At 63.7% G+C, this 26,065-nt stretch carries 23 protein-coding genes; 10 read left to right on the top strand and 13 right to left on the bottom strand.

Going from position 1 to position 26,065, the window contains the following annotated elements:
- Position 1 precedes the first annotated feature (1 nt).
- Both PAN31117_RS07965 and murJ read right to left on the bottom strand, forming a co-directional pair.
- Positions 2 to 868 (bottom strand): SirB1 family protein, encoded by an 867-nt coding sequence (locus PAN31117_RS07965; protein WP_150737683.1) that lies wholly within the window; start codon positions 866 to 868, stop codon positions 2 to 4.
- 41 nt (positions 869 to 909) lie between these two features.
- Positions 910 to 2,508: a murein biosynthesis integral membrane protein MurJ gene (gene murJ, locus PAN31117_RS07960; protein ID WP_442417690.1), complete on the bottom strand. Its 1,599-nt coding sequence runs from the start codon at positions 2,506 to 2,508 to the stop codon at positions 910 to 912.
- Positions 2,509 to 2,642: 134 nt separating this feature from the next.
- Between murJ and rpsT the strand changes: the two genes are divergently transcribed.
- Positions 2,643 to 2,915 (top strand): 30S ribosomal protein S20, encoded by a 273-nt coding sequence (gene rpsT, locus PAN31117_RS07955; protein WP_039367301.1) that lies wholly within the window; start codon positions 2,643 to 2,645, stop codon positions 2,913 to 2,915.
- A gap of 342 nt (positions 2,916 to 3,257) precedes the next feature.
- Here rpsT and PAN31117_RS07950 read toward each other — a convergent pair whose 3' ends face one another.
- Positions 3,258 to 3,572 (bottom strand): DUF3579 domain-containing protein, encoded by a 315-nt coding sequence (locus tag PAN31117_RS07950; protein WP_039400937.1) that lies wholly within the window; start codon positions 3,570 to 3,572, stop codon positions 3,258 to 3,260.
- 362 nt (positions 3,573 to 3,934) lie between these two features.
- On the opposite strand from PAN31117_RS07950, the gene argF reads away from it, so the two are divergent.
- From argF to PAN31117_RS07935, 3 genes are all read left to right on the top strand, one after another.
- On the top strand, positions 3,935 to 4,861 hold the full coding sequence (argF, locus tag PAN31117_RS07945; RefSeq protein ID WP_039404085.1) for an ornithine carbamoyltransferase: 927 nt from the start codon (positions 3,935 to 3,937) through the stop codon (positions 4,859 to 4,861).
- A gap of 385 nt (positions 4,862 to 5,246) precedes the next feature.
- Positions 5,247 to 5,570, top strand: a complete 324-nt coding sequence (ppnP, locus tag PAN31117_RS07940) for a pyrimidine/purine nucleoside phosphorylase (RefSeq protein ID WP_039400939.1) — start codon at positions 5,247 to 5,249, stop codon at positions 5,568 to 5,570.
- A gap of 141 nt (positions 5,571 to 5,711) precedes the next feature.
- Positions 5,712 to 7,004: a patatin-like phospholipase family protein gene (locus PAN31117_RS07935; RefSeq protein WP_306440184.1), complete on the top strand. Its 1,293-nt coding sequence runs from the start codon at positions 5,712 to 5,714 to the stop codon at positions 7,002 to 7,004.
- Here PAN31117_RS07935 and murB read toward each other — a convergent pair.
- Positions 6,994 to 8,019 (bottom strand): UDP-N-acetylmuramate dehydrogenase, encoded by a 1,026-nt coding sequence (murB, locus tag PAN31117_RS07930; protein WP_150737680.1) that lies wholly within the window; start codon positions 8,017 to 8,019, stop codon positions 6,994 to 6,996. The two genes, PAN31117_RS07935 and murB, sit on opposite strands and share 11 nt — an antisense overlap.
- A 229-nt stretch (positions 8,020 to 8,248) precedes the next feature.
- On the opposite strand from murB, the gene PAN31117_RS07925 reads away from it, so the two are divergent.
- Positions 8,249 to 8,734: a YajQ family cyclic di-GMP-binding protein gene (locus PAN31117_RS07925; RefSeq protein ID WP_046292980.1), complete on the top strand. Its 486-nt coding sequence runs from the start codon at positions 8,249 to 8,251 to the stop codon at positions 8,732 to 8,734.
- A 94-nt stretch (positions 8,735 to 8,828) separates the two neighbouring features.
- On the opposite strand, the gene plsY is transcribed toward PAN31117_RS07925, so the two are convergent.
- Complete coding sequence (plsY, locus tag PAN31117_RS07920; RefSeq protein WP_150737679.1) at positions 8,829 to 9,431, bottom strand: glycerol-3-phosphate 1-O-acyltransferase PlsY; 603 nt, start codon at positions 9,429 to 9,431, stop codon at positions 8,829 to 8,831.
- Positions 9,432 to 9,652: 221 nt separating this feature from the next.
- Between plsY and PAN31117_RS07915 the strand changes: the two genes are divergently transcribed.
- On the top strand, positions 9,653 to 10,486 hold the full coding sequence (locus PAN31117_RS07915) for a LuxR C-terminal-related transcriptional regulator (protein ID WP_246188956.1): 834 nt from the start codon (positions 9,653 to 9,655) through the stop codon (positions 10,484 to 10,486).
- A 36-nt stretch (positions 10,487 to 10,522) separates the two neighbouring features.
- Here PAN31117_RS07915 and PAN31117_RS07910 read toward each other — a convergent pair whose 3' ends face one another.
- The 5 genes from PAN31117_RS07910 to PAN31117_RS07890 form a co-directional block, all read right to left on the bottom strand.
- Positions 10,523 to 11,683 (bottom strand): CblD like pilus biogenesis initiator family protein, encoded by a 1,161-nt coding sequence (locus tag PAN31117_RS07910; RefSeq protein WP_150737678.1) that lies wholly within the window; start codon positions 11,681 to 11,683, stop codon positions 10,523 to 10,525.
- A 65-nt stretch (positions 11,684 to 11,748) separates the two neighbouring features.
- On the bottom strand, positions 11,749 to 14,652 hold the full coding sequence (locus tag PAN31117_RS07905) for a TcfC E-set like domain-containing protein (protein ID WP_150737677.1): 2,904 nt from the start codon (positions 14,650 to 14,652) through the stop codon (positions 11,749 to 11,751).
- A gap of 68 nt (positions 14,653 to 14,720) precedes the next feature.
- Positions 14,721 to 15,236, bottom strand: a complete 516-nt coding sequence (locus PAN31117_RS07900) for a CS1 type fimbrial major subunit (RefSeq protein ID WP_174990867.1) — start codon at positions 15,234 to 15,236, stop codon at positions 14,721 to 14,723.
- 94 nt (positions 15,237 to 15,330) lie between these two features.
- Positions 15,331 to 16,122: a fimbrial protein TcfA gene (locus PAN31117_RS07895; RefSeq protein WP_150737675.1), complete on the bottom strand. Its 792-nt coding sequence runs from the start codon at positions 16,120 to 16,122 to the stop codon at positions 15,331 to 15,333.
- 165 nt (positions 16,123 to 16,287) lie between these two features.
- Entirely contained in the window at positions 16,288 to 16,776 is a 489-nt protein-coding gene (locus tag PAN31117_RS07890) for an aminoacyl-tRNA deacylase (RefSeq protein ID WP_150737674.1), read from the bottom strand.
- A gap of 126 nt (positions 16,777 to 16,902) precedes the next feature.
- Here PAN31117_RS07890 and PAN31117_RS07885 point away from each other — a divergent pair, with 126 nt between their 5' ends.
- Complete coding sequence (locus PAN31117_RS07885; protein WP_150737673.1) at positions 16,903 to 18,510, top strand: class I adenylate-forming enzyme family protein; 1,608 nt, start codon at positions 16,903 to 16,905, stop codon at positions 18,508 to 18,510.
- Between the two features lie 25 nt (positions 18,511 to 18,535).
- Here the strand turns inward: PAN31117_RS07885 and xerD are convergent, their stop codons facing one another.
- Entirely contained in the window at positions 18,536 to 19,498 is a 963-nt protein-coding gene (gene xerD / locus PAN31117_RS07880; RefSeq protein ID WP_150737758.1) for a site-specific tyrosine recombinase XerD, read from the bottom strand.
- Positions 19,499 to 19,512: 14 nt separating this feature from the next.
- Positions 19,513 to 20,775, bottom strand: a complete 1,263-nt coding sequence (gene queG / locus PAN31117_RS07875) for a tRNA epoxyqueuosine(34) reductase QueG (protein WP_150737672.1) — start codon at positions 20,773 to 20,775, stop codon at positions 19,513 to 19,515.
- 8 nt (positions 20,776 to 20,783) lie between these two features.
- On the opposite strand from queG, the gene tsaE reads away from it, so the two are divergent.
- Entirely contained in the window at positions 20,784 to 21,317 is a 534-nt protein-coding gene (tsaE, locus tag PAN31117_RS07870) for a tRNA (adenosine(37)-N6)-threonylcarbamoyltransferase complex ATPase subunit type 1 TsaE (protein ID WP_150737671.1), read from the top strand.
- The gene (locus PAN31117_RS07865; protein ID WP_150737670.1) at positions 21,311 to 22,774 is read left to right on the top strand and encodes an N-acetylmuramoyl-L-alanine amidase; all 1,464 of its coding nucleotides are present in this window, start codon (positions 21,311 to 21,313) and stop codon (positions 22,772 to 22,774) included. The genes tsaE and PAN31117_RS07865 overlap by 7 nt, the downstream gene beginning before the upstream one ends.
- 135 nt (positions 22,775 to 22,909) lie before the next feature.
- Here PAN31117_RS07865 and PAN31117_RS07860 read toward each other — a convergent pair whose 3' ends face one another.
- Positions 22,910 to 23,581, bottom strand: a complete 672-nt coding sequence (locus PAN31117_RS07860) for a VTT domain-containing protein (RefSeq protein WP_039400963.1) — start codon at positions 23,579 to 23,581, stop codon at positions 22,910 to 22,912.
- A gap of 384 nt (positions 23,582 to 23,965) precedes the next feature.
- Between PAN31117_RS07860 and mutL the strand changes: the two genes are divergently transcribed.
- Positions 23,966 to 26,065: a DNA mismatch repair endonuclease MutL gene (mutL, locus tag PAN31117_RS07855; RefSeq protein ID WP_174990866.1), complete on the top strand. Its 2,100-nt coding sequence runs from the start codon at positions 23,966 to 23,968 to the stop codon at positions 26,063 to 26,065.

Genomic DNA, 26,065 nt, shown 5'->3' with positions numbered 1-26,065 from the left:
CTTACCCGTGGCTGCCCGGGCGGCGACTCAGGTCGTCGAGCACCTGACGAATTGCATCGGCGTCGTCCGCTTCGGGGCGCTTGCCCAGATACCACTCCAGGTCGTCCTGCGCCGGACGCACCAGCCCCAGACGCGCATACGCCAGCCCGCGATCCCGCTTCTCGATGGGCTGGTCGGGTAGCACGAGCACCATACGCTCCTGAACCGCCAGCAGCCGCTCCCACCGCTCGTTCTGCGTATAGATGGCCCGAAGATTGCGAAGCATGCGCGCGAGAATCTCGCGCGGCGTCGCTGGCTCCAGGAACGGGTGCAGCAACGCCCACAAGGCCAATTCCTGAATCGGCTCGGCGCTTTCGTCGCGATAGTGCTTCAGATACGGCTCGACCATTTCGAGCAGGCGCTGCGGCGAAAGAGAATTGCCAGAGATGGGGTCGATAACGACATCCCCGGCAGGCACCGCGAGACGCAGCAGAAAGTGCCCCGGGAACGAGAGACCGCGCAATGGCAGCCCGATCTGTTGACCGATCTCCATGCACAGCACGGCGAGCGAAATCGGAATGCCGCGACGTCGATCCAGCACCACATGCAGGTGGCTGTTATCCGGATCGTAATAGTCGTTCTGATTGACGGTGAAACCGAGTTCGCGGAAGAAGAAATGATCGAGCAATTGCAGCTTTTGCAACGGCCCGGCGTCCGGCGGCAGACGCTTGGCCAGACGTGCGGCCAGCGCATCGATCTGGGTGAGCGTGTCCTGCACGTCGAGATCGGGATAGACGTCCTGCGCGATGGCAATGGCCGCCTCTGTCAACGGCAGGCCGTCGTCGGACGCAACCAGCGCAGCAAAATACTCCAGAATTCGATTCGCCATGCGGTATCCGTGAGTTCCGCCGCGACCGGCCCGTCAGTGAATCACGAGCGGGTGCGCCGACGGAAGAACGAGAAGTTGAAACCCATGAGGAATAATGCCCCGAAATACACCACGGCGCATAGCACCAGACTCGCACCGAGCAAGGCAATGCGCGCCAGCGGACGCGCCCCCAGGGCCACCCAGTCGAAGCTCTGCGTGAACCACAGCAGCACGCCTGCCAGGATCAGACACGCCGCCAGCAGCTGGACGAAGAACAGACGCCATCCCGCCGCGGGCCGGTAAATACCGCGCTTGTAGAGCCCCGCGAAAAGCAGTGCGGCGTTCATGCATGCGCCGACACCGATCGACAGCGACAACCCTGCATGGGCAAACCAACGCACGAAAAGCACGTTCGAGAGCTGCGTGGCAATCAGTACCACGATGGCAATCTTCACCGGTGTCTTGATGTCCTGCTTGGCGTAGAAGCCCGGCGCGAGAATCTTGATGAGGATCAGCCCGACGAGGCCGACGCCGTAGGCGGTGAGCGCGTGCGCCGTCATCACGACGTCGGTCGCATCGAAGCGTCCGTACTGATACAGGGTCGCGGTGAGCGGCTCGGCATAGACGAACAGGGCAACGGCGCTGGGCATTGCCAGCAGGAAGGTCAGACGCAGCCCCCAGTCCAACAACGCGGAATACTCGGCGGGGTCGTCATCGGCATGCGCGCGCGCCAGACTCGGCAGCAGAATCGTGCCCAGCGCCACACCTAGCAACGCCGTCGGAAATTCCATCAGACGGTCCGCGTACGCCAGCCACGACACACTGCCCTGCGCCAGTCGCGACGCAATGTTCGTATTGATGATCAGGCTGACCTGAGCGACCGACACGGCGAGTGTGGCCGGCACCATCTTTGCGAGCACCCGCTTGACGCCCGCGTTGCGAAGCGCCGCCGCAATATTGATCGTGATGCGGGGCAACATGCCGATGCGGGCGAGTGCGGGGAGCTGGATGACCAGTTGCAGCACGCCCCCCACGATCACGGCATACGCGAGTGCGTAGACGGGCGTCTCCAGATGCGGCGCCACCCACAGCGACGCCACGATCGAACTGACGTTGAGCAGCACCGGTGCAAATGCGGGCATCGAGAACTGACGCCACGTATTGAGCACGCCTGCGGCGAGCGTCGTGATCGAGATCAGGGTGATGTAGGGGAACATCACGCGCGTCATGAAGACCGCAGCGTCGAACGTGCCGTTTTCGCGCGACAAGCCCGTCGCCACGGCGTAGACCACGCCCGATGCGCCGAGCACCCCGGCAATCGTGATGGACAGAAGCACCCAGAAAAGCACCGTCGTGACGGAATCGACGAGCGTTTTCGTCTCTTCTTCGCTACGTTGCGATTTGAATTCGGCCAGAATTGGGACGAATGCCTGCGAAAACGCCCCTTCAGCGGACAGACGGCGCAGCAGATTAGGAATACGGAACGCCACATTGTAGGCGTCGGTCATGGGACCGGCACCAAACATGCGTGCGATAAGAATTTCACGAATCAGACCGGTGATGCGCGAAAGCATCGTAAAACCGCTGACCGTAGCGAGAGCTTTGAGCAAATTCATGTTGCGCGTATTATACGCACAGCATTGCAGCAAAGAAGTTGCAATTTCCGTTGGGCTTCGGCTATAATCGTCGGTTTCGAAGTCAATGGATTGCTTCCTGGCCACCGTGTCTCCCAGGGAGCCGAGCCAAACTGCATAGAAGCCGCATCAGGCGGAGCAATTCAAGGAATTCACAGAACATGGCAAATACCGCACAAGCACGCAAGCGCGCGCGTCAAACCGTTAAGATCAACGCCCACAACTCGGCGCTGCGTTCGCGTCTGCGCACGGCTGTGAAGGCTGTTCGCAAGGCTATCGCCGCTGGCGATCAAGCCGCTGCCAAGGAAGTGCTGCGCACTTCGGCAAAGACGATCGACATCATCGCTGACAAGAAGATCGTTCACAAGAACACCGCTGCTCGTCAAAAGAGCCGCCTGTCGGCCGCCATCAAGGCGATGTCGGCTGCTGCCTAAGCTAGACTGACTTACGCTGACCGTTAGTCAGCGTCAAGACAGCTCAGTTGCAAAGCACTACAAGTTGCTTGCCGGTTCCGACTACGGTCGGAACACTAAAAAGCCCGCTTCATGCGGGCTTTTTTCTATTCTGCCCCCCCCCCCCCACCTCTAGCCTCCCCCCCTCCTTTCACTTTGCCCCTCGTTGCACCATATAAAACACGCGACACTGCCGAGCGCATCGAGCACTACGGGAGACAACCGGGAAGGGGGCGTGCCGGAACGGCGAAGATGTGACGAAGCGACGGTGAGTAGGGCCGAAGGCCCGGCACTCACGTCTGGCCGACAACGGCCGAGGGGGATTTACTTGACGTCGGGAACGAAGCAGGCTTCGGTCATTTGCAACCCGTTGTCACGCGCAAAACTCATCACGAAATCGAACATTCTCGGCTCGATATCGCGCAGTCGCTCATCGACAACGACGCACTTGACGTCACCCACCATCGTCGGACGCACATAGGGGGAGTACTGCATGTATGCGTTCGGGCCAGAATTGCTTCGGCCGCAGAACGACACGGCGCCGCACAGACGCTCCGCCCAGTCACTCGGACGAAACTTCTTGCCATCCAGAGTCAGCCCCTGAATGAAATACTCGCGCGCGGAAACCTGGTCGGTCATATCGCTCAATCACCTCAAAAAACACCTGGCCAGCCGTACGCGGGTAGCGTGGCCGACAGAGCCAGTATTATATCTTATATAAGACTGGAACCTGTCCCCCACCATTGCTGCGGATGTTTTTTTCGGTCTTGCCAGCCGTTTTTGGCTGTGCAGCAGCGGGCTCGATCATACGCTTTTCGTGTGACGACAAAACGATTTGGTAGACTAGGGGCCGTTCCCCTGAAGCCAGCAACCTGTAGAACACCTTCACGAGCCTGACCGGGGGACAGGCCTCAAGGCTTGTTCGTCGTGCCGAACGCGTTCGAGTTCCCAGCAAATCCGCGGTGAACGCACGCGGGATCGGCCTCCAGCAGAACATCCAAATGACCACCGCCAAACCCATCAAGCATTACCTTCAGTTTTCGGATCTGACGCTCGACGAGTATGACTACGTGCTCGAGCGCACCCGCATCCTCAAGAAGAAATTCAAAAACTACGAGACCTACCACCCGCTGCACGACCGTACGCTGGCGATGATCTTCGAGAAGAGCTCGACCCGCACGCGTCTGTCATTCGAGGCCGGTATTCACCAGTTGGGCGGTCACGCCGTGTTCCTGAACACCCGCGACACGCAGCTCGGTCGCGGCGAGCCGATCGAAGACGCCGCCCAGGTGATCTCGCGCATGACCGACATCATCATGATCCGCACGTTCGGTCAGGAGATCATCGAGCGCTTCGCCCAACATTCGCGCGTGCCGGTCATCAACGGCCTGACCAACGAATACCACCCGTGTCAGGTGCTGGCGGACATCTTCACGTACTACGAGCATCGCGGCCCGATCAAGGGCAAGACGGTCACCTGGATCGGCGACGCCAACAACATGTCGTACACCTGGATTCAGGCCGCCGAGATCTTCGGCTTCCAGTTCAATATTTCGACGCCGCCGGGTTACCGCCTCGATCAGGCGATGGTGGCGGAATCGAGCCGCCCGTTCGTGCGTGAGTTCGACGATCCGCGCGCCGCCTGCGAAGGAGCCGACCTCGTGTCGACGGACGTCTGGACGAGCATGGGCTACGAAGCGGAAAACGAGGCACGCAAGGCTGCGTTCGCTCAATGGTGCGTGAACGCCGACCTGATGCAGCGCGCGAAGTCCGACGCCCTGTTCATGCACTGCCTGCCCGCCCACCGTGGCGAAGAAGTGTCGGCGGATGTCATCGACGGTGCGCAAAGCGTCGTCTGGGACGAAGCCGAGAACCGTCTGCATGTGCAGAAGGCGCTTATGGAGTTCCTGATGCTGGGCCGCGTCTGACGCCTGTAGCACATCTGACGCATCGAATGCAGGTCAGCCGGGCACCCTACCCGGCCACACCGCCCGGACTGTCGCAAAGCTGTCCGGGCGGTTTTTCGTTACCCCACCGCGATTAACGTTCCGCTATCATCGCTGACGCGCGCCGTCAGCCATTCTCGTGATGCCGCGCACTTCATCGCGGTACAACACGGCGCCCCACCCATCAAAGCGTTTTGGAATTCGCATCAACTTGCACCACATCGGTGCAATTTCGTTGTGCATTGCACAAATTGCAGCCGGCTGGACGCTCGAAACGTGCTAGCATGAATTCACGTCTGGCCCTGAGCGGCCCGGCATATTGACTCTCCATCGCGGCATTCGCTCGCATTCGACACAGCATTCGGTCATGACGCAAATTGCAACTCAGTTCGACAACGTTTCCGTAATCAAGCGCGCCAACACGTACTTCGACGGCAAGTGCGTTTCGCACACCGTCCTGTTCCCGGACGGCACGCGCAAGACGCTGGGCGTGATTTTCCCGGCGACGCTCCAGTTCGGTACCGATGCACCTGAGATCATGGAAGTCACGGGCGGCCGCTGCCGCATCCGTCTGGCAGGTCAGACCGAGTGGCAAGAATACGCTGCTGGTCAGGAATTCTCCGTGCCGGGCAATAGCAAGTTCGATATCGAAGTCGTGGAGACGCTCGATTACGTTTGCCATTACGGCTAACCGTCCGGCCAGCATCGCGACGGCGCGGACGCTTCCGCGCCATCGCCCTCTCGGCCGGTTCAGCGCGGCCCGGCGCCGCTTCCCACTATGTCGCGACTGCCTCCCGAATCGGCCGACCACACTGCCGGCCAAGCGTCCGATGTGCCTGAATCGTCTGACGCGCACGTTCCCCACACGACCTCATCCGCGCTCGATACGTCTGAAGCGTCTGCCCTGACGTCGGCAGAAGCGTTACACACGCCGCCCAACCCATCAGACACGTCCGATACTCACCCGGACCTCGAACCGACGGACGTCCCGTTGCTTCCCTCTGACGGCCACCGCGCCAGCGCGAAAGCGAAATCCTCCCGTGCACGACGCAATAACGGTGGACGCAAAGGCATCGACCTCGGCCTGCAAGGCGGTGGCGCGCACGGTGCGTACACGTGGGGGGTGCTCGACAAGTTGCTGGAAGACGGGCGTCTGGAATTCGAAGGCATCAGTGGCGCGTCGGCAGGCACGATGAACGCCGTGGTGCTGGCGCATGGCCTGCTCGACCGTCCCAACGTCGATCCGCGCGAAAAGGCCCGCGAGGCGTTGCATAGCTTTTGGCTGGGTGTTTCGCAAGCTGGTTCGTCGGCCACCGCCTGGGCGCAAACCGTCTTCAGCTGGCTCAACGGGCGTCCGACCGAGTATCCCGTCTGGCACGACTGGATGCAAAGCATGCAGCAATGGATGATGCCGTTCGCGCAATCGCCGGCCGAGATCAATCCGCTGCGCACCGTGCTCGAAGCGCAAGTCGATTTCGAGCGTCTGCGCGAGAGCACCGCGACGCATCTGTTCGTCTCCGCGACGAACATCCGCACCGGCAACATCCGCATCTTCCGAACGCACGAGATCACGCTCGACGTGGCGATGGCATCCGCCTGTCTGCCGTGGCTGTTCAAACCGGTGAAGATCGACGAAGACTTTTTCTGGGATGGGGGCTATCTCGGCAACCCACCGCTCTACCCGTTCTATTACGAGACGGTCACAAGCGACATCCTGATCGTGCACATCAACCCGATCGAGCGCAAAGAGAAGCCGGTTCTGCCGGGACAGATCATGAACCGCGTGAACGAGATCACGTTCAACGCGTCGCTGCAACGCGAATTCCGGGCGATCTCGTTCGTGCACAAGCTGCTCGACGAAGGATGGCTGAAGCCGGAGTTTCGCGATCGGCTGAAGTACCCGCTGATTCACTCGATTCGCGCGGACAAGGAGCTTTACGACCTGTCCTCGTCGACGAAATTCGTCACGGACTGGCACTTTCTCACGACGCTGCGCGATCGAGGCCGCGAGGCCGCCGAGCGCTGGCTGGCGGCGCATTTCGACGACGTCGGCGTACGCTCCACGGTGGATCTGAAGCGCGACTATCTGCAACGTCTGCCGGACGCCACCGCCATCAAAGCATGAGCGGTTCGGGGTCGAGCGCGATGCCGAAGCGTTCCTGAACGCTGGCCTGCACGGCGCGGGCCAGCGCGACGATATCGGCCCCGGTGGCCCCTCCGCGATTGACGAGCACCAGCGCCTGACGCTCATGCACCCCTGCGTTTCCGACGGTCTTGCCGCGCCAGCCGCACTGGTCGATCAGCCAACCAGCGGCGACCTTCCACGTACCGTCGGGCTGCGCATAGCCGACCGCTTGCGGGAAACGCGCGCGAAGCGCGTCAAACGTGGCGGCGTCCACCACTGGATTCTTGAAGAAGCTTCCGGCGTTGCCGAGTTGCGCGGGGTCCGGCAGCTTGCGGCGGCGAATGTCGACGACCGCATCGAAAATCTGGCGCGCATCGGGATGTGCAACACCAGCGTCGGCCAGCGTGCGCGAAACGTCGGCATACCCGGCCACGGCCTGCCAGGGCTGCGGCAGGCGCAACGTCACGGCCACGATGATGTAGCGGCCCGGTTCGCGCTTGAACAGCGAATCCCGATAGCCGAAAGCGCAATCGTCGCGCGAGAGCGTGACGAACGCCCCGGTCGTCGTATCGAGTGCACGCACTTCATGGAAGCGCTCGGCGAGTTCCAGCCCGTAGGCGCCGATGTTCTGGATCGGCGCGGCGCCCAGCGTGCCGGGGATCAGCGCCAGGTTTTCCAGCCCGGGACAGTCTTGCGAGAGCGTCCAGTCGACGAAATCGTGCCAGACTTCACCCGCGCCGCCGCGCACATAGCGCGCGGACGGATCTGCGGAATCGTCCGGAAGACGTTCGCGGTGGCGAATGGCCATGCGCAGCACCACGCCGTCGAAGTCACGCGTGAGCACGAGGTTGCTGCCGCCGCCGAGCACGAGACGCGGCAGTCCGGCCAGTTCGGGCAAGGCGAGTGCGTCGAGCAGCGCCGCTTCGCTGTCCACGGTCACGACATAGCGGGCGGTGGCGGGCAGGCCGAAGGTATTGAATTCGCGCAGGCTGACGTCGCGTTGCAACTGAAGCATGGAATATGGGCTGGCCAATGGGTGTCGCCGTGCCGGACATCGTCCGGAGGGGGACGCAGGACCGACGGCTGAATTACAATGTCGGGCGAAAGAATTTTGCGCATCATTATACCGAGGGTGCCGACCAAGCCGACGACGCGACCGCGCCGGCAGCCCCCGCCACCCGCCGGACTCACACGGCACGCCCTGCGTGCCATTTCACGAACCCTTAGGAATTCAGGAGAGCCAGATGCCATCGTTTGACGTGGTTAGCGAAGCCAACATGGTAGAGGTCAAGAACGCCATCGAGCAGGCCAACAAGGAAATCTCGACGCGCTTCGACTTCAAGGGATCGGACTCGCGCGTCGAGCACAAGGAGCAGGAACTCACGCTCTTCGCCGACGACAACTTCAAGCTCGATCAGGTCACGCAGGTGCTCGTCGCCAAGATGGCCAAGCGTAACGTCGACGTGCGTTTTCTCGACTACGGCAAGGTCGAGAAAATCAGCGGCGACAAGGTCAAGCAGGTCGTGAAGGTCAAGAAGGGCGTCGAAGGCGACCTGGCCAAGAAGATCGTGCGCATCATCAAGGACAGCAAGATGAAGGTGCAGGCGAGCATTCAGGGCGACAGCGTTCGCGTCGCGGGCGCCAAGCGCGACGACCTGCAAAGCGCGATGGCGCTGCTGCGCAAGGATGTCACCGACACGCCGCTCGACTTCAACAACTTCCGCGACTAAGCGTCACCGCGTTCGTTGCATACACAAAAAACCCGCAGACTCGCTGCGGGTTTTTTATTGGGCCGACGAGCAATGCCTTCGCCCGTCTCCACGTCTACTTCTTCTGCCCGATGCGGCTTTCCTTGCCTGCGATCAGCTTGCCGATGTTCGCGCGATGGCGATAGATCAGCAGGATCGCCATGACGATCACCGCCGGGGAGTACGGCCCGAAGCCGTACATGAAGACGTAGTAAAGGGGCGCAAACACGGCCGCGACCAGCGCGGCGAGCGACGAATAACGGAAAAAGATCGCGATGATCAGCCACGTCGCCATCACCGCCAGCCCCAGAATCGGGCTGATGGCAAACAGCACGCCCGCCGCCGTCGCCACGCCTTTGCCACCGGCAAAGCGCAGGAACACCGGGTACAGATGGCCGAGGAACACGGCGAGCGCCACAGCCGCCAGTCCGAAATCGCCGCCCCCCCAAGCGTCGGCGAAGCGTTCCGCCAGATAAACCGCCAACCAACCCTTGAGTGCGTCGCCGATCAACGTCAGGATGGCGGCCTTCTTGTTGCCCGAACGCAGCACGTTCGTGGCGCCCGGGTTGCCCGAGCCGTAACTGCGCGGGTCCGCGAGTCCCATCGTGCGGCTGACGATCACCGCAAACGGCACCGAGCCGATCAGATACGCGAGAACGATAAAAACCAGTGTGGCCATGAACTTCTGACGTGAGGAAGATTTGTAATGGCCGCCATTCTACTTGAGACGCCGTGCCCCCCCATTCTGGCAAACACGGGGTTGCGCACTTGCCGCGACGCCTTGGGAATTTACGCCAAGTGCGCACTAACAACGCAGATTACGGAACCGTGATCGAAGCGTACCGGTCTTTTGGGCGTGCGCCTCGTGCGATGAGGCGGGTCAGGAGAGCGATTTGAACCATGACAGCCATCCGCATCGTCATCGCTGATCATCAACCGGCCGTCGTGGCCGGACTGGTCTGTGAGCTGGGCAAACACCCCGCATTGGAAGTGCTCGGCACCGCGCGCAGCGTCGCGGGCGTCATCGACATACTGACGACAACGCCGTGCGACGTGCTCGTGACTGACGCCGCCCTATCTGGCGAGCGCCATGGCGAGGGCGCGTGGCTCATCGAGTCGCTGCACCGAGCGTTTCCCGACGTCCGGATTCTCGCGCTCACTACCACGCACAGTCCGCTGGTGATCCGGCAGATGACCGATCTCGGCGTGGCCTCGACCGTTTGCAAGTCGCGCGACATCGACGAGGTCGCGGCCGCGATCCATGCCCTTTATCACGGAATGCTGCACAAGCCCGCTTCTCCCAACGCCGCACCTGATGCAACGCCAGCCGCCGACGATTCGCATCGCCCACGTCAAGTGCCGCGTCTGGCAGCGATCCGTACGGCCTTGCTCGCGCCGCCGCCCTCAACGCAAACGGGATCCGCGAAAGCGCCTACGAAAGCGCGCACGACCTTGCTGAGTCAGCGCGAGTCGCAAGTGCTTCGGCTATACGTGTCGGGCATGTCGATCACGGCCATCGCGGCAACATTGCACCGCACGAAGCAGACCATCAGCGCGCAGAAGCATAACGCCATGCGAAAGCTGGGCATCGACAGCGACGCTCAACTGTATCTCTTCGCGATGCAAACGGGCCTGCCGGACAACCTGACACCGCAGGGGCCCGCAACGAATACGGTGCCCGTGCCGACGCTGCTCTCACCACCGTTCGCGGCGGCCAGCCGTGGCGACGCGTGAGTCGCAAACTCTTCTGCCACGCATACACCACAGCCCTCACACCTTCGCAGCGTCGACAAACGTCTCGATCCTGAGCCGCCCCTCATATCCCCCGGCGTCCTTTTCGCGTTCGACGAACGGCGTGACTTCGAAGGTGAGCGTGGCCGGCGAGCAGGCGACCGGCGTCGGTATGCCCGGCAGGCGAACGATCCGGATCGGCGACTGTGCCACAGGGGAGAAAACGCCGCCCCCCGCATCGCCGACGCTCAGCCACCGATGCGTGCCCGCATGCGTCAGCCCCACGCGGTATTCGATTCGTTGATGTGGCAGATGGCCGGGCGTGCCTCGTAACACCATCAGCCCGGCCCCCGGCGGCCTGCCCGGCTGCGAATCTTGCAAGTCGGTCGCGCGCACGCGCAAGGCACCCGCCGAGTTGGATCCGAAGCCGTCGTAAAAGCACATATCGACGGATCGCCCGCCGTAGACGATCGGTTGGAAGTTCGGGCCGGGTCGCTTGCGTAAATCCATAGCAACGCGCGGCGCAGTGTTCGACAGCGTGGGGAAGTAGATCTGCGCGTTCTGGATATCCGTCACATTGAGTTCGATGTCATAACTGTGCACGGCACTTGGACCGCTGCTGCCTACCGTTCTGACATCGAATTCAAAGCGGCCTCGCCAGATGCCGCCGACCGGAATCTTCTCCAGCTCGGTGCGCGGGATCGTCAGCAGGTAGCGTGAGACGTCGTACGGCCGCCCAGCGCATGAGACGAAGTTCCGGTTGGAGTTGAACGCCGTCAGTCGATGCCTGCAAGTGCTTCCGTTCACGGTGACAGCCCTGGCCGCGAGCAGGCCCACATCGACTTGCAGCTTGGATCGTTGCTCCGTGAAGCGCAGGAAAACGGGTGACGGCGGCCCTTCCGCGAGGTTCGCGGGCGTGGTGGCACAGGCACCGAGCGCGGTATCGACCGCCGAACGACAGACGAACGCCGTTCGCGAGCCGCGAATATCGCCTGGCGTGTAATGGGCAGCGAGTTGAGAACGGAATCGCCAGTCGGCCGGTACCGCCGACAGGTCGAACGTCAGCGAGACGCTTTCGTGATGGTCCCGGGGCTCGAACGCTTGCGACTGTGCGAGCGCAGGTGCCATGCCTGCGACGACGGCCGCCCAGATCGCCAACCGCTTCCCTCTCCCGGTGAGGTATCCCTGTTGTCCCTTCATTGCGGTAATCCCCCTCTCGTGACATGCTCAACACCCAACACCGGTCCCGACGCTCGGGACGCGTGTCAACGATGATGATGTGCACCCTCCAGACCCGCCTGCCGATCCCCGCGCGACCTCGCATCGCCCAGCAATCGTTGCACGCGCGTCTGCGCCTGTAATGCCTGCGGCAGTGCGTGTAGTGCAACGACCTCACACTGCGTCGGCCCGCTCAGATAAATCACGTCGCGCCGGTCGACGACACGAATGTCGCAACGCATCGGCTGTGCACCGTCGAGCAGATAGAGTTCAGTTAATCGGTGCGGCGACTCGATCAGGAACTCGCCCCGGTCGTCGAGCGGCGATGCAGGCAGACTGAGCACGCGCGCATTGGCGAGTGAAAGTCCGTCCGGACCGAGTGCACGCCCGAGGTAGGTGTAACTGCGAGCAGCCGTCACGCGATGCACCTTCATGCGACCCGGCGTCAGAAAATAGTCGTGTGTGCCAGCGCCGCGCAGCAGCCCAACCGCATAATTCGTCACGCCCTCGCGTGCCTCGAAAATCTCCCCCGACTGGACGCGATAACCGCCAATGGGCGCGAGTGCCGAGTCGCCGAAACCGACCGTCTGCGGACGTCCGCCGACCTGAAGCGTCGCGGCGGCCCCAACGTGCTCGTCATCGACTTCTTCGGCTTCCTCGCCCGCATCGACCACCAGCCCGACCGCAGCAGGCGGCTCGCTCCCCAGCATCGCGGGGCCGAACCAGACGCGCGCTCGCGTCACCGCCAGACTTGACGCGTAGCCGCCCGTGAACGCGCCTTTCGCGTCGCCCGCGCCCCCGCGCCGAAAGCTGCGCGACAGCATGGCGTGGACATCGCCATACCGGCCGTCGACCACGCCGCGAAGGCTCGCTGTGCCGCCGCCCGCGCCCCCCATCGCATCGCTCACACGCCTCAACCCAAAGTCGCTACCGCTCAGCCCCAGCATCAGTTCCCGGCGCGACGTGTCGTCCCACGACCAGGTATGCGACGCGGAGACGTCGGCCCGCACCCGCCGGTCATCGCCGCTGCCTGTGCGCACGTCCGTCCCGGCGCTGGTATACGTCGACGCACTGCGCCCGGCGGCGGCCGGACGGTGCGCACTGACCGATACGCTCAGAAAGGCCCCCGTGTCGGGGCGTCCCGCGTCCGCATATCGCCGGTGATAGGCGCCCACGCGCGTTCCGATGCTGAGCTTGCGCCATCGGAATGCACGGCTGAGTGTTGCCTGCGCAGTTCGCGACATACCGTTGCGCAGGTCGCTTTGCTGCCAGGGGATGTCGTTGTGCTGTGCGTCGTAGTGCATCGAAGGACGTCCGTACTGGCGGCTTTGGCTGTAGCCCGCATTGCCCTGCCATCGACGAAGCGGAATGGACACGTTCGCATTGAGCGAGTCGTAGCAACCGATGTCGACCGAATTGCCACCGTCGACGCGCGCACCATTGCCGTAACGGCGACAGCTCGCACCGCGCATCCGATAGCGATACAGACTCACGCCGACCCCGTTGGAGAACGAGACGGATTGCGTATCGCCGCGCGCGCCGTCCGAGCCGACCAGCAAAGCGGCGGCGGCCGTCAACCGCCCGAAAGCATGTGCCCGTTGCCAGTCGATCTGCGTTTCGTTGTAGACGCGGGCAGGCAGCCAGACGAATCCCGACGACACGCTCAGCCCGTGACCGAGTGCGGTACGCACGCCCGATTGCACGGTGAAACGCTCGCGATCCTGCGTATTGCCGTCGCCATGCTCGCTCACCGGGCGGCCGGCCTGGAAAAACCACTGCGTGCCCTGCGCAAACGCACCGCCGCCGACTTTGGAGTAAGGCTCGCTTTCGGTGCGGACAAGCGCATCGCCTTCGAAGATTCGCAGCGTGACCCGATATGAGCCTTCGGGGAAGTAGCGCGTGTCGAACGACTGCACACCTGCCTGAAAATAGCCACTGCCGAGGAGTTCGTTGCCACGGTAGGCATCGACACGAGCTTCGCGCGTCAGCAACACCGTCAACGGCGATCCTCGCGCATGGGCATCATCGTTCACGTAGGCCATCGACGTGCCGATGCGCGCCCCGTCGAAACGCGCCACCGGCAGCAGGGTGAATCCGAAACTGCCGCCTTGTGCACTGAACAGATTGCGCTGATCCATGCGGCCGGTCTGCACGTAATGCGTCGAGCCGAAGTCGTGCCGGTAGTAAAGGCTATCGATGCGCGCACGCGTGCCACCGATTGATGACGACCGCGCGCGCGGCGTCACCTCGCCCGCGTCGCCATTGCCCCCTGCGTCGACGCTGCCGTAGCGGGTGTGCACGAGCGACCAGGCGAATCCGGCATAGCTCGCGGGCGAGATTCCGAGCGCGCCGTTGCCCATGATCGTGAGGTTTCGATATCGGTCTGTCGTCGACGCGTTGACGATCTGCGAGTGGATCAGCGCACGCTCGCTGCCGGCCGAATTCACTCGATACGACGGCCCCGACACGTTGTTCGACGGCAGCCACGCGCTGGAGAGAAAGAGTTCGAGCTGCCCCTGACGCTCGTCGAAGATGACGCCCGCCGTGTCGGTTTCGAGATAGCGGCACCCGGCATGCTCACGCGTGTCGTCGCATACCAGATGCCCGTTGCGCTGCATCGGTCTGCCAAGCGCTTCAATCAGCGGCATCGAAGTCTCGGGGGCGAGGGCGACGCGCGCCTCGATGACCGACGCCACCGCCTCGGGCGTCTCCAGACGCACATCGTCCGGGCGCACGAAGACCGGAAACACGCCCAGCGATTGCCCGAGCCATCGGATGTCGAGATGTTCGACCTGTCCCAGCGCGATGTCTTCGAAGCCAGGCGGAATGCGCGACGGCGCGCTCGCGGGCGTGCTTGCGGGTGTCGCCATAGGCGTGGCCGCATGCGCAAGTCCGCCGCCGGTGAATAACGGCAACAGGAAAATCAGGACCGTACGACGACCGGTTGGCATGGGGAGGTGGCGGCTCGGCGAAGACGCGCTGTGGGGCGAGTCTTCGCCTATGGGACCGGGTACGAGGCTTAGCGGTTGCCCCCGGCGGAGGCGACGATGAACATCTCAAGACGCCCGACGTAACGGCCGGCAGCTGGCGGGTTCGCCCCTTGCGCGCGTCCCGAGATGGCCAGCGGCAAGGTCCTCGATTCGCCCGAGACAGCGCCCGTCCACAGTTGCGCCGCCGTCAGCGACGTGTTCGCGGTGGTGATCGTCTGGCCGTCGAGTCGTACCGTCAGCGGAATCGCGGGCAACGCGGATTCGGTCGCGTGCACCAGCGTCGCAAGGCTGCCCAGCCGCACGTCCACGTCCTGCGACACGTCGTTGGTATAGAAGCGCGTTTGCACCGTCGGCGCGCTCATCTCGCCTGTCGCGGCGTTATAGGTGAGGTCCAGGTTCTGCGGCATCGGGCTGCCATTCGCCTGAAGCACCGACAGCGTCGGATCGACGTTCGCGCTCAGATCGATCACGACTTCTGCCGCATTCGCGAGCGCCATCGGGCACACCATTGCCGTCACAGCGGCCAGTTGTCTGAACATCTTCATGGATAACATTCCTTGCGAAAGTGGATGAGGGGGTCTGAAGAACGTCTCCGGCGACGCCGGAAACAAGCGAAGCGCTGCGGCTCCGTTGCACTGTCTACGGCACAAGTGGCAGGTGCATCACCTGCGCGTCCGCGTAGCCGTCGAGCAGATACTTGATGCGCACCGGCAAGCGATGCAGCGTGTCGGGAAAGGCTTGCGTCTGACCGGGGTAGACGCTGCGACCAACGTCGAGCCAGTCGCAGGTGTTGTCGGCGTCTCCGGTGCAGTGCCCCACGGCGCGCACGTGCGCTCTGACGTTGCCGGTGTTGCGCAGACCGCGGTTGTCTTCCGTACGCCTGAGTTCCGGCGTCGGCGTCTTCGGTGCGACCCGCACCAGCGCGCCCCACACGAAGTTCACGTGGACGTCGGGATCGAAGTCCGTAAGGGAGGATTGAGCGTGTGCGTCGTCGGGCGCCGCAACCGGCCGGAAGTAGACGCGGTACGCCGTTTCGATCTCAGGTCGTCCGAGCGAGACCACACGCACCAGTCGGCTCGCTCCGCCAGCGAGCACGAACTTTGCAGGAGACGCAACGAGGCCGGCGCCCTGCGCGAGACTGACGGGAATCTCATGTTCGGCGTCCGTGGCCGGATCGACGATGTGTTTGACGCTCACGTCGACGTATTGCGTCTGCGGCGACTGAGAAGTGACACGGATGACGCTGACCTGGGCCCTCTCGCCCGCGATAACGCTGGCAATCGGTGAGATGGTGACGTTGGCATGCGCTGGCATCGACACCGGCACAGCGAGCGCAAGCACGCTGATCAGCGCTGCGCCAACGAGATGACGCCCCCCCCGCCAGATGCCGATTGCCTGCCTTGCCAAACCCTTCGCCTCGTCCATCGCCATGCCTCCGTCCGATACATGACGTCATCGTAGGGACGTGCGCAGTTGAGCAAAATCTGACAAGTCAGATTTTGCTCAACAGTGTGGCGATGATCGATTTCTTGAAATCCAGACAGGCGCGTTGATGTATAAGCGCGGCTGCGAAGGTGGCCGAGCGCTCAGTCCGACTCAGTCGGTGAGCGCGACATTGACGAGTGTGGGCGCGAGCACCCGCACGATTTCCGAGGGCGCCATCGAGACGAGATAGCCGCGACGTCCACCGTTGATGTAGATCTCCGGCAATTCGAGAATCGACGCTTCCATGAAGATCGGCATGCGCTTGCGTGTACCGAAGGGACTCGTGCCGCCAACCAGAAAGCCGGAATGACGATTGGCGACTTCCGGTTTGCACGTCTCGATGCGCTTGCGTCCGGCTTGCCGCGCCAGTGCCTTGGTCGACACCTGACAATCGCCGTGCATGAGCACGATCAGCGGTTGGGCGTCCTCGTCTTCCATGATCAACGTCTTGACGACCGCGTGCTCCGGCACCTGCAACGCTTCCGACGAGACACGCGTGCCGCCATGCTCCTGGTACTCGTAGAAGTGGTTCTGAAACGCGACCTTGGCTTCGCGAAGCTGTTTGGTCGCAGGGGTTTCAGCGGTGGCCTTGGATTTCATATCGTAAAAATGCAGTCGGTTCACGGATCGCGTCGCAGGCGTTCAAGCATGCGTGCATGCGAGACCCTTAGGGTTCGTTAATTACGAATTGTAAGCAATCGCTTCATCGGGCATTACAATGCCGCCATGCCCGCCTCACATATATCGCCCCTGCTTCCGTTGCCGACCGACGCCGACGCGGCGTCCTCAGCCTCGTCCTTGAGCGCGTTCCTCGCCGACCTGCCGACGCGCATCGATAGCCTGCCGACGCGCATCGCAGCGCAAACGCCGTCGCGCATCGCACTGATCGACGACTTCGGCCGGATGACGTACGGCGAACTGTCGCATGCCGTGAGCGCGTGTGCAAAGCGCCTGCGCGAGCACGGTGTCAGGGGTGGCGATCGGGTGATGATCGTCGGCGAGAACGGCATCGCGTATGTGGTGCTGCTGCTCGCCGTCGCCTCGCTCGACGCGTGGCCGCTGCTCTGCAACGCCCGCCTTTCTGCCGCCGAGCTGCGGGTGATTCGCGAGCACGCGCAGCCGCGCTGCGCCGTCTACGCCATCGATGCCTCCCCGGACGCTGCCGCGCACGCGCGCACCGACGCCGCCAAGGTTGCCTGGACCGATCTGGCGCTGGGCGCGCTGGCGGTGTCGGACGTCGATCCCGCCAGCACGGCCGAGCCGGTGCAAAACGATCCGTCCGAACAGTGCGCGGCGCTGATTTACACGACGGGCACGACCGGTGCGCCCAAGGGCGTGCGGTTGTCGCATCGCAATCTGATGTTCATCGCGGCCGTGTCGAGCACGTTGCGACGCGTCGGCGCGGACGACATCGCCTATGGCGTGCTGCCGATCTCGCATGTCTACGGGTTGACGTCGGTGTGTCTCGGGACGTTGTACGCCGGCGGCACGTTGCGTCTCGCCGCACGCTTCACCCCCGAGGCGGTGCTGGACTCGCTCGCGCACGACGGGTTGACGATTCTGCAAGGCGTGCCCGCCATGCATGCGCGCCTGATGGCGTATGTGACGACGCAGGGCACCACGCTCATTGCGCCACGTCTGCGCTTCGTCTACTCCGGCGGATCACCGCTCGACGCTGCGCTCAAGGCGCGTGTCGAAGCGTTCTACGGCCTGCCGATCCACAACGGCTACGGTCTCACCGAAAGCGGCCCGACCGTCTCCCAGACCTTGCTGGACGCGCCGCGCGAAGACTGCTCCGTCGGCCCCGTCATTCCGGGCGTCGCGGTGCGTATCGTGGGACTCGACGGCAAGGATGTGATCGAGGGCGACGTCGGCGAGCTGTGGGTGCGCGGGCCGAACGTGATGCTCGGCTACTACCGCGCACCGGAACTGACGGCCGCGACCGTGACGGAAGACGGCTGGCTGCGCACCGGCGACCTCGCACGTCGTGCAGCGGACGGCGCGTTGTTCCTCGCCGGACGCGCGAAGGAACTCATCATCCACTCGGGTTTTAACGTCTATCCGATCGAAGTCGAGCAAGCGCTGGCGAGTCATCCCGACGTGCTTCAGGTGGCCGTGCTCGGGCGACCGGCCGACGCGGACGTCGGCAACGAGCAGGTGATCGCGTTTGTTGAAGCACGCCCGGGACATCCGATCGATGTCGAGGCGCTCGCCGCCTGGGCCGCACAGCGTCTCGCGCCGTACAAGCGTCCCGCGCAGATTCGGGTGCTCGACGCCCTGCCCGCCGCGTCGACCGGCAAAGTGCTCAAGCACAAGCTCAAGACGATGCTCTGACGCGGCACGGCCCGATTTGCGACCGTCACCCGCGTGGGTGATGCTGCGCATGCAGCGACTTGAGACGCTCGCGCGCGACGTGGGTATAAATCTGTGTGGTCGAGATGTCGGCGTGACCGAGCAGCAACTGCACCACACGCAGATCTGCGCCGTGATTGATCAGGTGCGTGGCGAACGCGTGACGCAGCGTGTGCGGTGAGAGCGGCGCGCGAATGTCGGCTTGCAGCGCGTACCGCTTGATCAGATACCAGAACGCCTGACGCGTCATCCCCTCGCCGCGTTGCGTCACGAACAGCGTGTCGCACGCGCGTCCCGCGAGCAACACACCACGACTCTGCGCCAGATATCGCGTGAGCCAGCCGTTCGCCTCTTCGCCGAACGGCACCAGCCGCTCCTTTGCGCCCTTGCCGAAGATCCGCAGTACGCCTTCGTTCAGTCCCACTTCGATGGTCTTGAGCGCGACCAGCTCCGACACGCGCAGGCCGCTCGCATACATCAGTTCCAGCATGGCGCGGTCGCGCAGACCGAGCGGCTGCGTGAGATCCGGCGCGGCGAGCAGCGCCTCGACCTGCGCTTCCGACAAGGTTGAGGGCAATCGCTGCGCCCGTTTGGCCGACGCAATCCGCAAACACGGATCCTGCTGCACGAGGTGTTCGCGCAGCGCCCATTGGTAGAAACGCTTGAAGACGGACAGACGTCGGTTCACGCTGCTTGCCAGACTTTCGCGACGCCACGCGAGATAGGCCGAGAGCGCCGCCTCGTCCACAGTGTCGAGGGACATCGTCGGCGGGGTGTCGTGCAATTTGTCCGCGCCATTCGCTGCGTCCGATGCTTTCGCTTCGTCTGCCAGCCACTCCGCGAACAGACGCAGATCGCGACGATAGGCGTCGAGCGTATTGCGCGACAGGCCGTCTTCGAGCCAGATCGTGTCGCAGAACTGGTCGATGAGCGACGTGCTGCGCGTGAGCATCGGCTCGGAAACTTGCATGCTCTCAGACGTGCTCAAACCGTAACTCCTTCCTGAGCGAGTGCCCACTCGACATGTTCGCGCACCAGCGCGGAGGGATGATCGCGACGCGCGAGCAACGCATCACGCATGGGATTGCGTGCATCGGCATTGGGCGTCTCCCGCAGCGCATTGCCGAGGCCGACGGCGAGATTGCGCAGCCATCGCTCGTGACCGATGCGACGAATCGGGCTGCCCGCGAGCCGGTCCATGAATTCCGTTTCGGTCCACGCAAACAGTTCGACGAGCGACGCGCTGTCGAGTTTGTTGCGTGGTGCGAAATCGGGCAGCGGCGACGGCTGCGCAAACTTGTTCCACGGACAGTAGAGCTGGCAGTCGTCGCACCCGTAAACGCGGTTGCCCATCTTGGCGCGCAGCGGCTCGGGGATCGCGCCCTTGTGTTCGATCGTCAGATACGACACGCACAGACGTGCATCGACGCGAAACGCTTCGGTGATCGCGCCCGTCGGGCAGACGTCGAGGCAGCGACGGCATTGGCCGCAGTGCTCGCCGCGATCCATGCCGGTATTTGGGCGGGCGCTGTCGTCTTCATGCGCATCGTCGGCATCGACTGGGAGTGGGACGTCGACGAAGATTTCACCGAGGAAGAACAGCGAGCCCGCGTCGCGCGAGAGCAACAACGTGTGTTTGCCGCGCCAGCCGAGTCCCGCTTTCTGCGCGAGTTCGACTTCCAGCACCGGCGCAGAATCGGTGAACGCGCGATAACCGAACGGCCCGATGGCCTGCGTGATGCGATCCGCCAGTTGTTGCAGGCGATTGCGCAGCACCTTGTGATAGTCGCGTCCCCGGGCATAGAGCGACACCACGGCCTCGCCGGGCATCTCGGCACGCGCCATCTCGCGCTTGCGCCACTGGGCGAGGTCGGTGTCGATGGGAAGATAATTCATCCGGGCGCTGATCACGCGCACCGTGCCGGGGACCAGCTCGGCGGGCCGCGCACGCTTCATACCGTGGGCCGCCATGTAGTCCATGTCGCCATGACAGCCGTCGTCGAGCCACTGTTGCAGACCCGCTTCGGCATGCGAGAGGTCGATGTCCGTGATGCCCACATGACCGAAGCCAAGCTCGCGCGCCCACCCTCTGATTTGCACCGCAAGCGCGGCCAGACCCTGCTGATCGAGGGCCGACGACGTCGCAATGTCGCGCGAGGACGACACTTCCTTTGCATTCGGAGGTGCCGATGGCTCGACTTGTGCGGCGGTAGCGGGGAAAATCACGGAAGCTTTCATCGACTCCATTTTACGCAATGCCCGCCATGCCCGACTCCTCTGCGCCGCCTCTGCTAGGCGAACGCATCTTCGCGCTGCCGGACGAAGCCGCCACCGAGGCTTTCGCCGCGGCGCTCGCACGCGCTGTCGTTGAGCGCATGGCGCATACCGACGCCGCGCACGCGGGCCTGCACGTACAGCTCTCGGGCGACCTCGGCGCGGGCAAAACCACCTTCGTACGAGCGCTGTTGCGCGCGCTGGGCCACACCGGACGCGTCAAAAGCCCCACTTACGCGCTGTGTGAACCATACAACATCGACACACCACAAGGCGTGTTGCCGGTCTATCATTTCGATCTGTACCGCTTTGCCGATCCGGCCGAATGGCACGACACGGGCTTTCGCGAGCATTTTGCAGGCGACGCCCTGTGCCTGGTCGAGTGGCCGGAAAAAGCCGAAGGACTCCTTGGCACCCCTGATTTGCGCCTTTGGCTGGAACCAGTTGGCGACGCCCGCCGTCTCACGACGAGCGCCTACACGCCGGCCGGTCTTGCTTGCCTGAACTCATGCTGATCAAACGCTTCGCCCGTACCGACGACGCCTCATCGCCCAACGCCGGCCGCCGCCGCGCTTTGCGCGCAGGCGCTTCGACCCTGATTCTCGCCCTCACCGGCCCCCGCTTCGCGTTCGCCAACGCCATCGTGGCAGTGCGCGTCTGGCCGGCGAGGGATTACACACGTGTCACGCTGGAGACCGACAACCCGGTCAAATTCCAGCAGCAGTTGATGGAAAGTCCGAACCGCTTCGTCATCGATCTCGACGAAGTGGATCTGAGTCCGGCGCTGCGCGACCTCGTCGCCAAGATCCAGCCGAACGATCCGCAGATCGCCCAGGTGCGCGTGGGGCAATTCAAGCCCGGCGTCGTGCGCATGGTGTTCGATCTGAAGGCGGGCGTGAAGCCGCAGTCGTTCACGCTGCCGCCGGTGGCGGGCTACAAGTACCGCACCGTGTTCGATCTGTATCCGGCCGTCGAGCCCGATCCGCTCATGGAGCTGCTCGCGCAAACCGCCAACAAGTCGCAGGCGTTCGCGCAGAATTCGCATCCGCCGCAGACCTCGGGCAACGCCAACACGCCGAGCACCGAAGAGAGCGAAGCGTTCTTCCAGCGGTATGCGCAGCAAGGTCAGTCGCCGCGTCCCGCACGCCCCGGCCCCACGCAGCCAGCCCCGGCCGCCCCGGACAAGACACCGCCGCTCGCTCAGCGCAACGACGACGACACCGACGATCTGCCGCCGCCACCGCGCGGGCAGAAGACGGCACGTCTGCTCACGATCGCCCTCGACCCCGGCCACGGCGGGGAAGACCCGGGGGCGATCGGCAGCAGCGGCACGTATGAAAAGGTCGTGGTATTGCAGATCGCCAAACGGTTGCGCGACAAGATCAATGCGCAGCCGAACATGCGCGCCATGATGACGCGCGACGCCGACTTCTTCGTGCCGCTCGGTGTGCGCGTGCAGAAGGCGCGTCGTGTGGACGCCGATCTCTTCATGTCGATTCACGCCGACGCCTTCACGTCACCCTCCGCCAACGGCGCGTCTGTGTTCGCGCTGTCCGAACGGGGTGCGACGAGCGCGACCGCCCGGCTGCTCGAAAAAACGCAGAACGCCTCGGATCTGATCGGCGGCGTCAACATCAAGACCAACGATCGGACGGTGGCGCATGCGCTGCTCGATATGTCGACTACTGCGCAGATTCGCGACAGCAAGGTGTTCGGCACCGCGCTGCTCGCCGAGATCGGCACGGTGGCGGATCGTCTGCACAGCAAGAACGTCGAACAAGCGTCGTTCGCGGTGCTCAAGGCACCGGATATTCCGTCGGTGCTGGTCGAGACGGCCTTCATCAGCAACCCCAGGGAAGAACAGCATCTGAACGATCCGGCCTATCAGGAACGGCTCGCGAACGCGCTGCTCAAGGGGATCCGGACCTACTTCTCGAAGAATCCGCCCATCGCGAAGAACCGTACAGCCTGAGCATCCGCAGCCTTTGCGACCCAACAAAAAATGGCGCGTCCGAAACCGGACGCGCCATTTTTTATACCCACTTGTACTGCTTCAGGCAGATCGGGGAGCAACGGACGTCCGCCGCTCCCTCGCAAATCGACTGGCTTACTTGCTCTGCCCTTGCGCCGTATCGCTACGACGACCGCGCGTGAACAACTTCCACACCGCGCCGAGCGCGATGGGCACGACAGCGGCCGAAATACCGACCAGCACGATCACGTTCAGGTACTGCTTAACCAGCGGCAGGTTGCCGAACAGGTAGCCGCCACCCACGAGCAGCACCACCCAGATCGCTGCACCCAGCACGTTATAGAGCTGGAAGCGCGTCCACGGCATGGCCGAGACACCGGCCACGAACGGCGCGAACGTGCGCACGACCGGCACAAAACGCGCCATCACGATGGTCTTGCCGCCGTGGTGTTCGTAGAAGTCGTGCGTCTTGCGCAGCGCGTCGCGATCGAGAAAACGCCAGTTCTTCTCGTACACGCGCGGCCCGATCTTCGAACCGATCCAGTAGTTAAGCGTGTTGCCCGTCACCGCAGCGATGAACAGCAGCACACCGAGCAGCCACGGATCCATGGCCCCGGTGGCCGCGAAAGCGCCGCCGATGAACAGCAGGGAATCGCCCGGCAGGAACGGGAAAAGCACCAGCCCCGTTTCCACGAATACGATCATGAACAGGAACAGGTACACCCAATTTCCGTACTGATCGATAAACACCCCAAGATGTTTATCGATATGGAGCACCATCTCCAGCAATTGCACCAAAGTATCCAAGTCGATTCCTCAAGATAAAGGACGCCGGCCCGTCCCTGCGGGCGCGCGACGAGTCGCATCATACCAGCATCCCACAGTCGAATTAGGGTCTGTTCCCCCTAAATCCGGGCTCGTGTTGCCTGGCCAAAGGGGCGAGCGCGAGGCATGAGCCGAAGCGAATATCGGGAATATTCGCGAGGATCATAAAGCCGCGATCGCCCCTTTGGGTGGGGCAACCCGGAGGGAACGTGCCCGGATTTAGGGGGAACAGACCCTTGCCAATTAAACACGGAAAAATGACAAAACCGAGCGGATGGGCGCATGCCGCCCCGCATTAAATCGCGTGTCACACGCCGAAACGGCGCCCGACCTATGTCTTTGAGGGCAGCCTTTATAATGGTTCCCATGTCTGCCACCCCGCCCCCCGCCCCTGAAGCGCAAGACCCGGCCGCCGATGCGCCCGGCAGCGCTTCCTTCGACACCCCCGAACGTCGTCCCGGCCCAATGCCAGCGGGCCTCGCGCCCGCACGCGCCATCCGCGTGCTGCCCGACCAGCTCATCAGCCAGATCGCCGCAGGCGAGGTGGTCGAGCGTCCGGCGTCCGTGGTTAAGGAACTACTGGAAAACGCTCTCGACGCCGGTGCCCGTGCGCTCCAGGTCAAGCTCGAAGAAGGCGGCGTGCGCCGCATCGCCATTACCGATGACGGCGGCGGCATGTCCGCCGAGCAACTCCCGCTGGCGCTAACTCGCCACGCGACGAGCAAGATTCGCACGCTAGACGAGCTAGAGTCGGTGCTGACGCTCGGATTCCGGGGAGAAGCGCTTGCGTCCATCGCCTCGGTCGCACAGCTCACCCTCTCCAGCCGTCAGATCGACGCCCCGCACGCGACCGCCATCGACGGCAACACCGGAGCGCTGACCCCGGCGGCCGGTCCGGTGGGCACCACGGTCGACGTGCGCGACCTTTACTTCAACACCCCCGCGCGCCGCAAATTCCTGAAGACCGAACAAACCGAGTTCGGTCATTGCATGGACGTGATCCGCCGCAGCGCTCTTGCGCGCCCGGACGTCGGGTTCTCGATCCTGCACAACAACCGGGCCGTGGAGCACTGGAACGCGTCGGATGCCGCCACACGGGTCTCGCGCGTGCTGGGCAACGACTTCGCCGACGCTCATCTCGCGCTGGACGAAGGCGCAGCAGAACTGCGCCTCTCGGGCTTCGTCGGCCTGCCGACGGCCAGCCGTGGTCGCGCCGACCAGCAATTCTTCTTCGTGAACGGCCGTTTCGTGCGCGACAAGCTGCTCACGCACGCCGTGCGCGCCGCCTATGAAGACGTATTGCACGGCGACCGCTACCCGGCGTACGTGCTGTACTTCGAACTGCCACCGCAGTTGGTGGACGTCAATGTTCACCCGTCGAAGATCGAAGTTCGTTTTCGCGATGCGCGAAGCGTCCACCAGTTCGTGTTCCACGCGGTGCAACGTGCGCTCGCGCGCGCGGCTGGCAGCGGCGGCGCAACGCACTCGGCGCATCTGACGGAAGGTGGCGGTCTCGCTGCCGGTCCGGGTGCGGCAGGCGGACTGGGGGGTATCAGCGGTGGCCTTGGCGGCGGATTGGGCGCACGTGCGGCGGGCGGCTTCGGCACGCCGGGTGGCAGCAGCTGGAATGCGCGCGCGCAGCAAGGTTCGTTGCCGGTGCCGCAGCCGATGTCCGTCTACGACAATCTTTTCGGACGCACTGCGCCGCCAGCGGCACGTCCCTACGGACAGCCGGGGGTGACGGACGCACCGTCACCGCCTTATGGCAGTTCAGGCGGTCTGAGCGCTCCAGACGGCGCAGTACTCACCGGCGGTCTTGCCGATGCGTTGGCTGCCTCCGGCGCCAGCACCTCCGCCGACGCCGCAGCCGCCATGCAGCTCGAACAGCCGCTGGGCTTCGCGCTCGGCCAGCTGCACGGCATCTACATCCTCGCGCAAAACGCCTACGGCCTCGTGCTGGTCGACATGCACGCCGCGCACGAGCGCATTCTGTACGAGCGCTTCAAGCAGGCGCTGGTCGAGCGCAGCGTACCCGTTCAGCCACTGCTCATCCCGGTGACGTTCTTCGCCGACCCGGTGGAAATCGGCACGACGGAAGAGCATCAGGAGACGCTGACGGCCCTCGGCTTCGACCTCGCCGCCATGTCCCCGACGACGCTCGCCGTGCGCGCCATCCCTGCGCTACTCGACGGCGCCGACGCACAGGCGCTGGCCCGCGCGGTACTGGCCGATCTGCGTCAGTACGGCGGTTCGCGCGTGCTCACCGAGCGTCAGCACGAGTTGCTGGGCACGCTCGCATGCCACACGGCAGTGCGGGCGAACCGGCGTCTTACGCACGAGGAAATGAACGCGTTGCTTCGTCAGATGGAAGCGACCGAGCGTGCCGACCAGTGCAATCACGGACGTCCCACCTGGTACCAGCTCACGCTCGGCGACCTCGACAAATTGTTCATGCGCGGACGTTGA

Source organism: Pandoraea anapnoica, from assembly GCF_902459765.1.
In the GTDB taxonomy this organism is placed as follows: Bacteria; Pseudomonadota; Gammaproteobacteria; order Burkholderiales; family Burkholderiaceae; genus Pandoraea; species Pandoraea anapnoica.
Note: the sequence above shows the minus strand (reverse complement) of the source record. Positions and strands in the feature narration are given on the sequence as shown.

Bases quoted from the DNA above. Each gene is read 5' to 3' on its own strand.
- PAN31117_RS07965 (WP_150737683.1), bottom strand. From the start codon at position 868: ATGGCGAATCGAATTCTGGAGTATTTTGCTGCGCTGGTTGCGTCCGAC.
- rpsT (WP_039367301.1), top strand. From the start codon at position 2,643: ATGGCAAATACCGCACAAGCACGCAAGCGCGCGCGTCAAACCGTTAAG.
- PAN31117_RS07950 (WP_039400937.1), bottom strand. From the start codon at position 3,572: ATGACCGACCAGGTTTCCGCGCGCGAGTATTTCATTCAGGGGCTGACT.
- argF (WP_039404085.1), top strand. From the start codon at position 3,935: ATGACCACCGCCAAACCCATCAAGCATTACCTTCAGTTTTCGGATCTG.
- ppnP (WP_039400939.1), top strand. From the start codon at position 5,247: ATGACGCAAATTGCAACTCAGTTCGACAACGTTTCCGTAATCAAGCGC.
- murB (WP_150737680.1), bottom strand. From the start codon at position 8,019: ATGCTTCAGTTGCAACGCGACGTCAGCCTGCGCGAATTCAATACCTTC.
- PAN31117_RS07925 (WP_046292980.1), top strand. From the start codon at position 8,249: ATGCCATCGTTTGACGTGGTTAGCGAAGCCAACATGGTAGAGGTCAAG.
- plsY (WP_150737679.1), bottom strand. From the start codon at position 9,431: ATGGCCACACTGGTTTTTATCGTTCTCGCGTATCTGATCGGCTCGGTG.
- PAN31117_RS07915 (WP_246188956.1), top strand. From the start codon at position 9,653: ATGACAGCCATCCGCATCGTCATCGCTGATCATCAACCGGCCGTCGTG.
- PAN31117_RS07910 (WP_150737678.1), bottom strand. From the start codon at position 11,683: ATGAAGGGACAACAGGGATACCTCACCGGGAGAGGGAAGCGGTTGGCG.
- PAN31117_RS07905 (WP_150737677.1), bottom strand. From the start codon at position 14,652: ATGCCAACCGGTCGTCGTACGGTCCTGATTTTCCTGTTGCCGTTATTC.
- PAN31117_RS07900 (WP_174990867.1), bottom strand. From the start codon at position 15,236: ATGAAGATGTTCAGACAACTGGCCGCTGTGACGGCAATGGTGTGCCCG.
- PAN31117_RS07895 (WP_150737675.1), bottom strand. From the start codon at position 16,122: ATGGCGATGGACGAGGCGAAGGGTTTGGCAAGGCAGGCAATCGGCATC.
- PAN31117_RS07890 (WP_150737674.1), bottom strand. From the start codon at position 16,776: ATGAAATCCAAGGCCACCGCTGAAACCCCTGCGACCAAACAGCTTCGC.
- PAN31117_RS07885 (WP_150737673.1), top strand. From the start codon at position 16,903: ATGCCCGCCTCACATATATCGCCCCTGCTTCCGTTGCCGACCGACGCC.
- xerD (WP_150737758.1), bottom strand. From the start codon at position 19,498: ATGCAAGTTTCCGAGCCGATGCTCACGCGCAGCACGTCGCTCATCGAC.
- queG (WP_150737672.1), bottom strand. From the start codon at position 20,775: ATGGAGTCGATGAAAGCTTCCGTGATTTTCCCCGCTACCGCCGCACAA.
- tsaE (WP_150737671.1), top strand. From the start codon at position 20,784: ATGCCCGCCATGCCCGACTCCTCTGCGCCGCCTCTGCTAGGCGAACGC.
- PAN31117_RS07865 (WP_150737670.1), top strand. From the start codon at position 21,311: ATGCTGATCAAACGCTTCGCCCGTACCGACGACGCCTCATCGCCCAAC.
- mutL (WP_174990866.1), top strand. From the start codon at position 23,966: ATGTCTGCCACCCCGCCCCCCGCCCCTGAAGCGCAAGACCCGGCCGCC.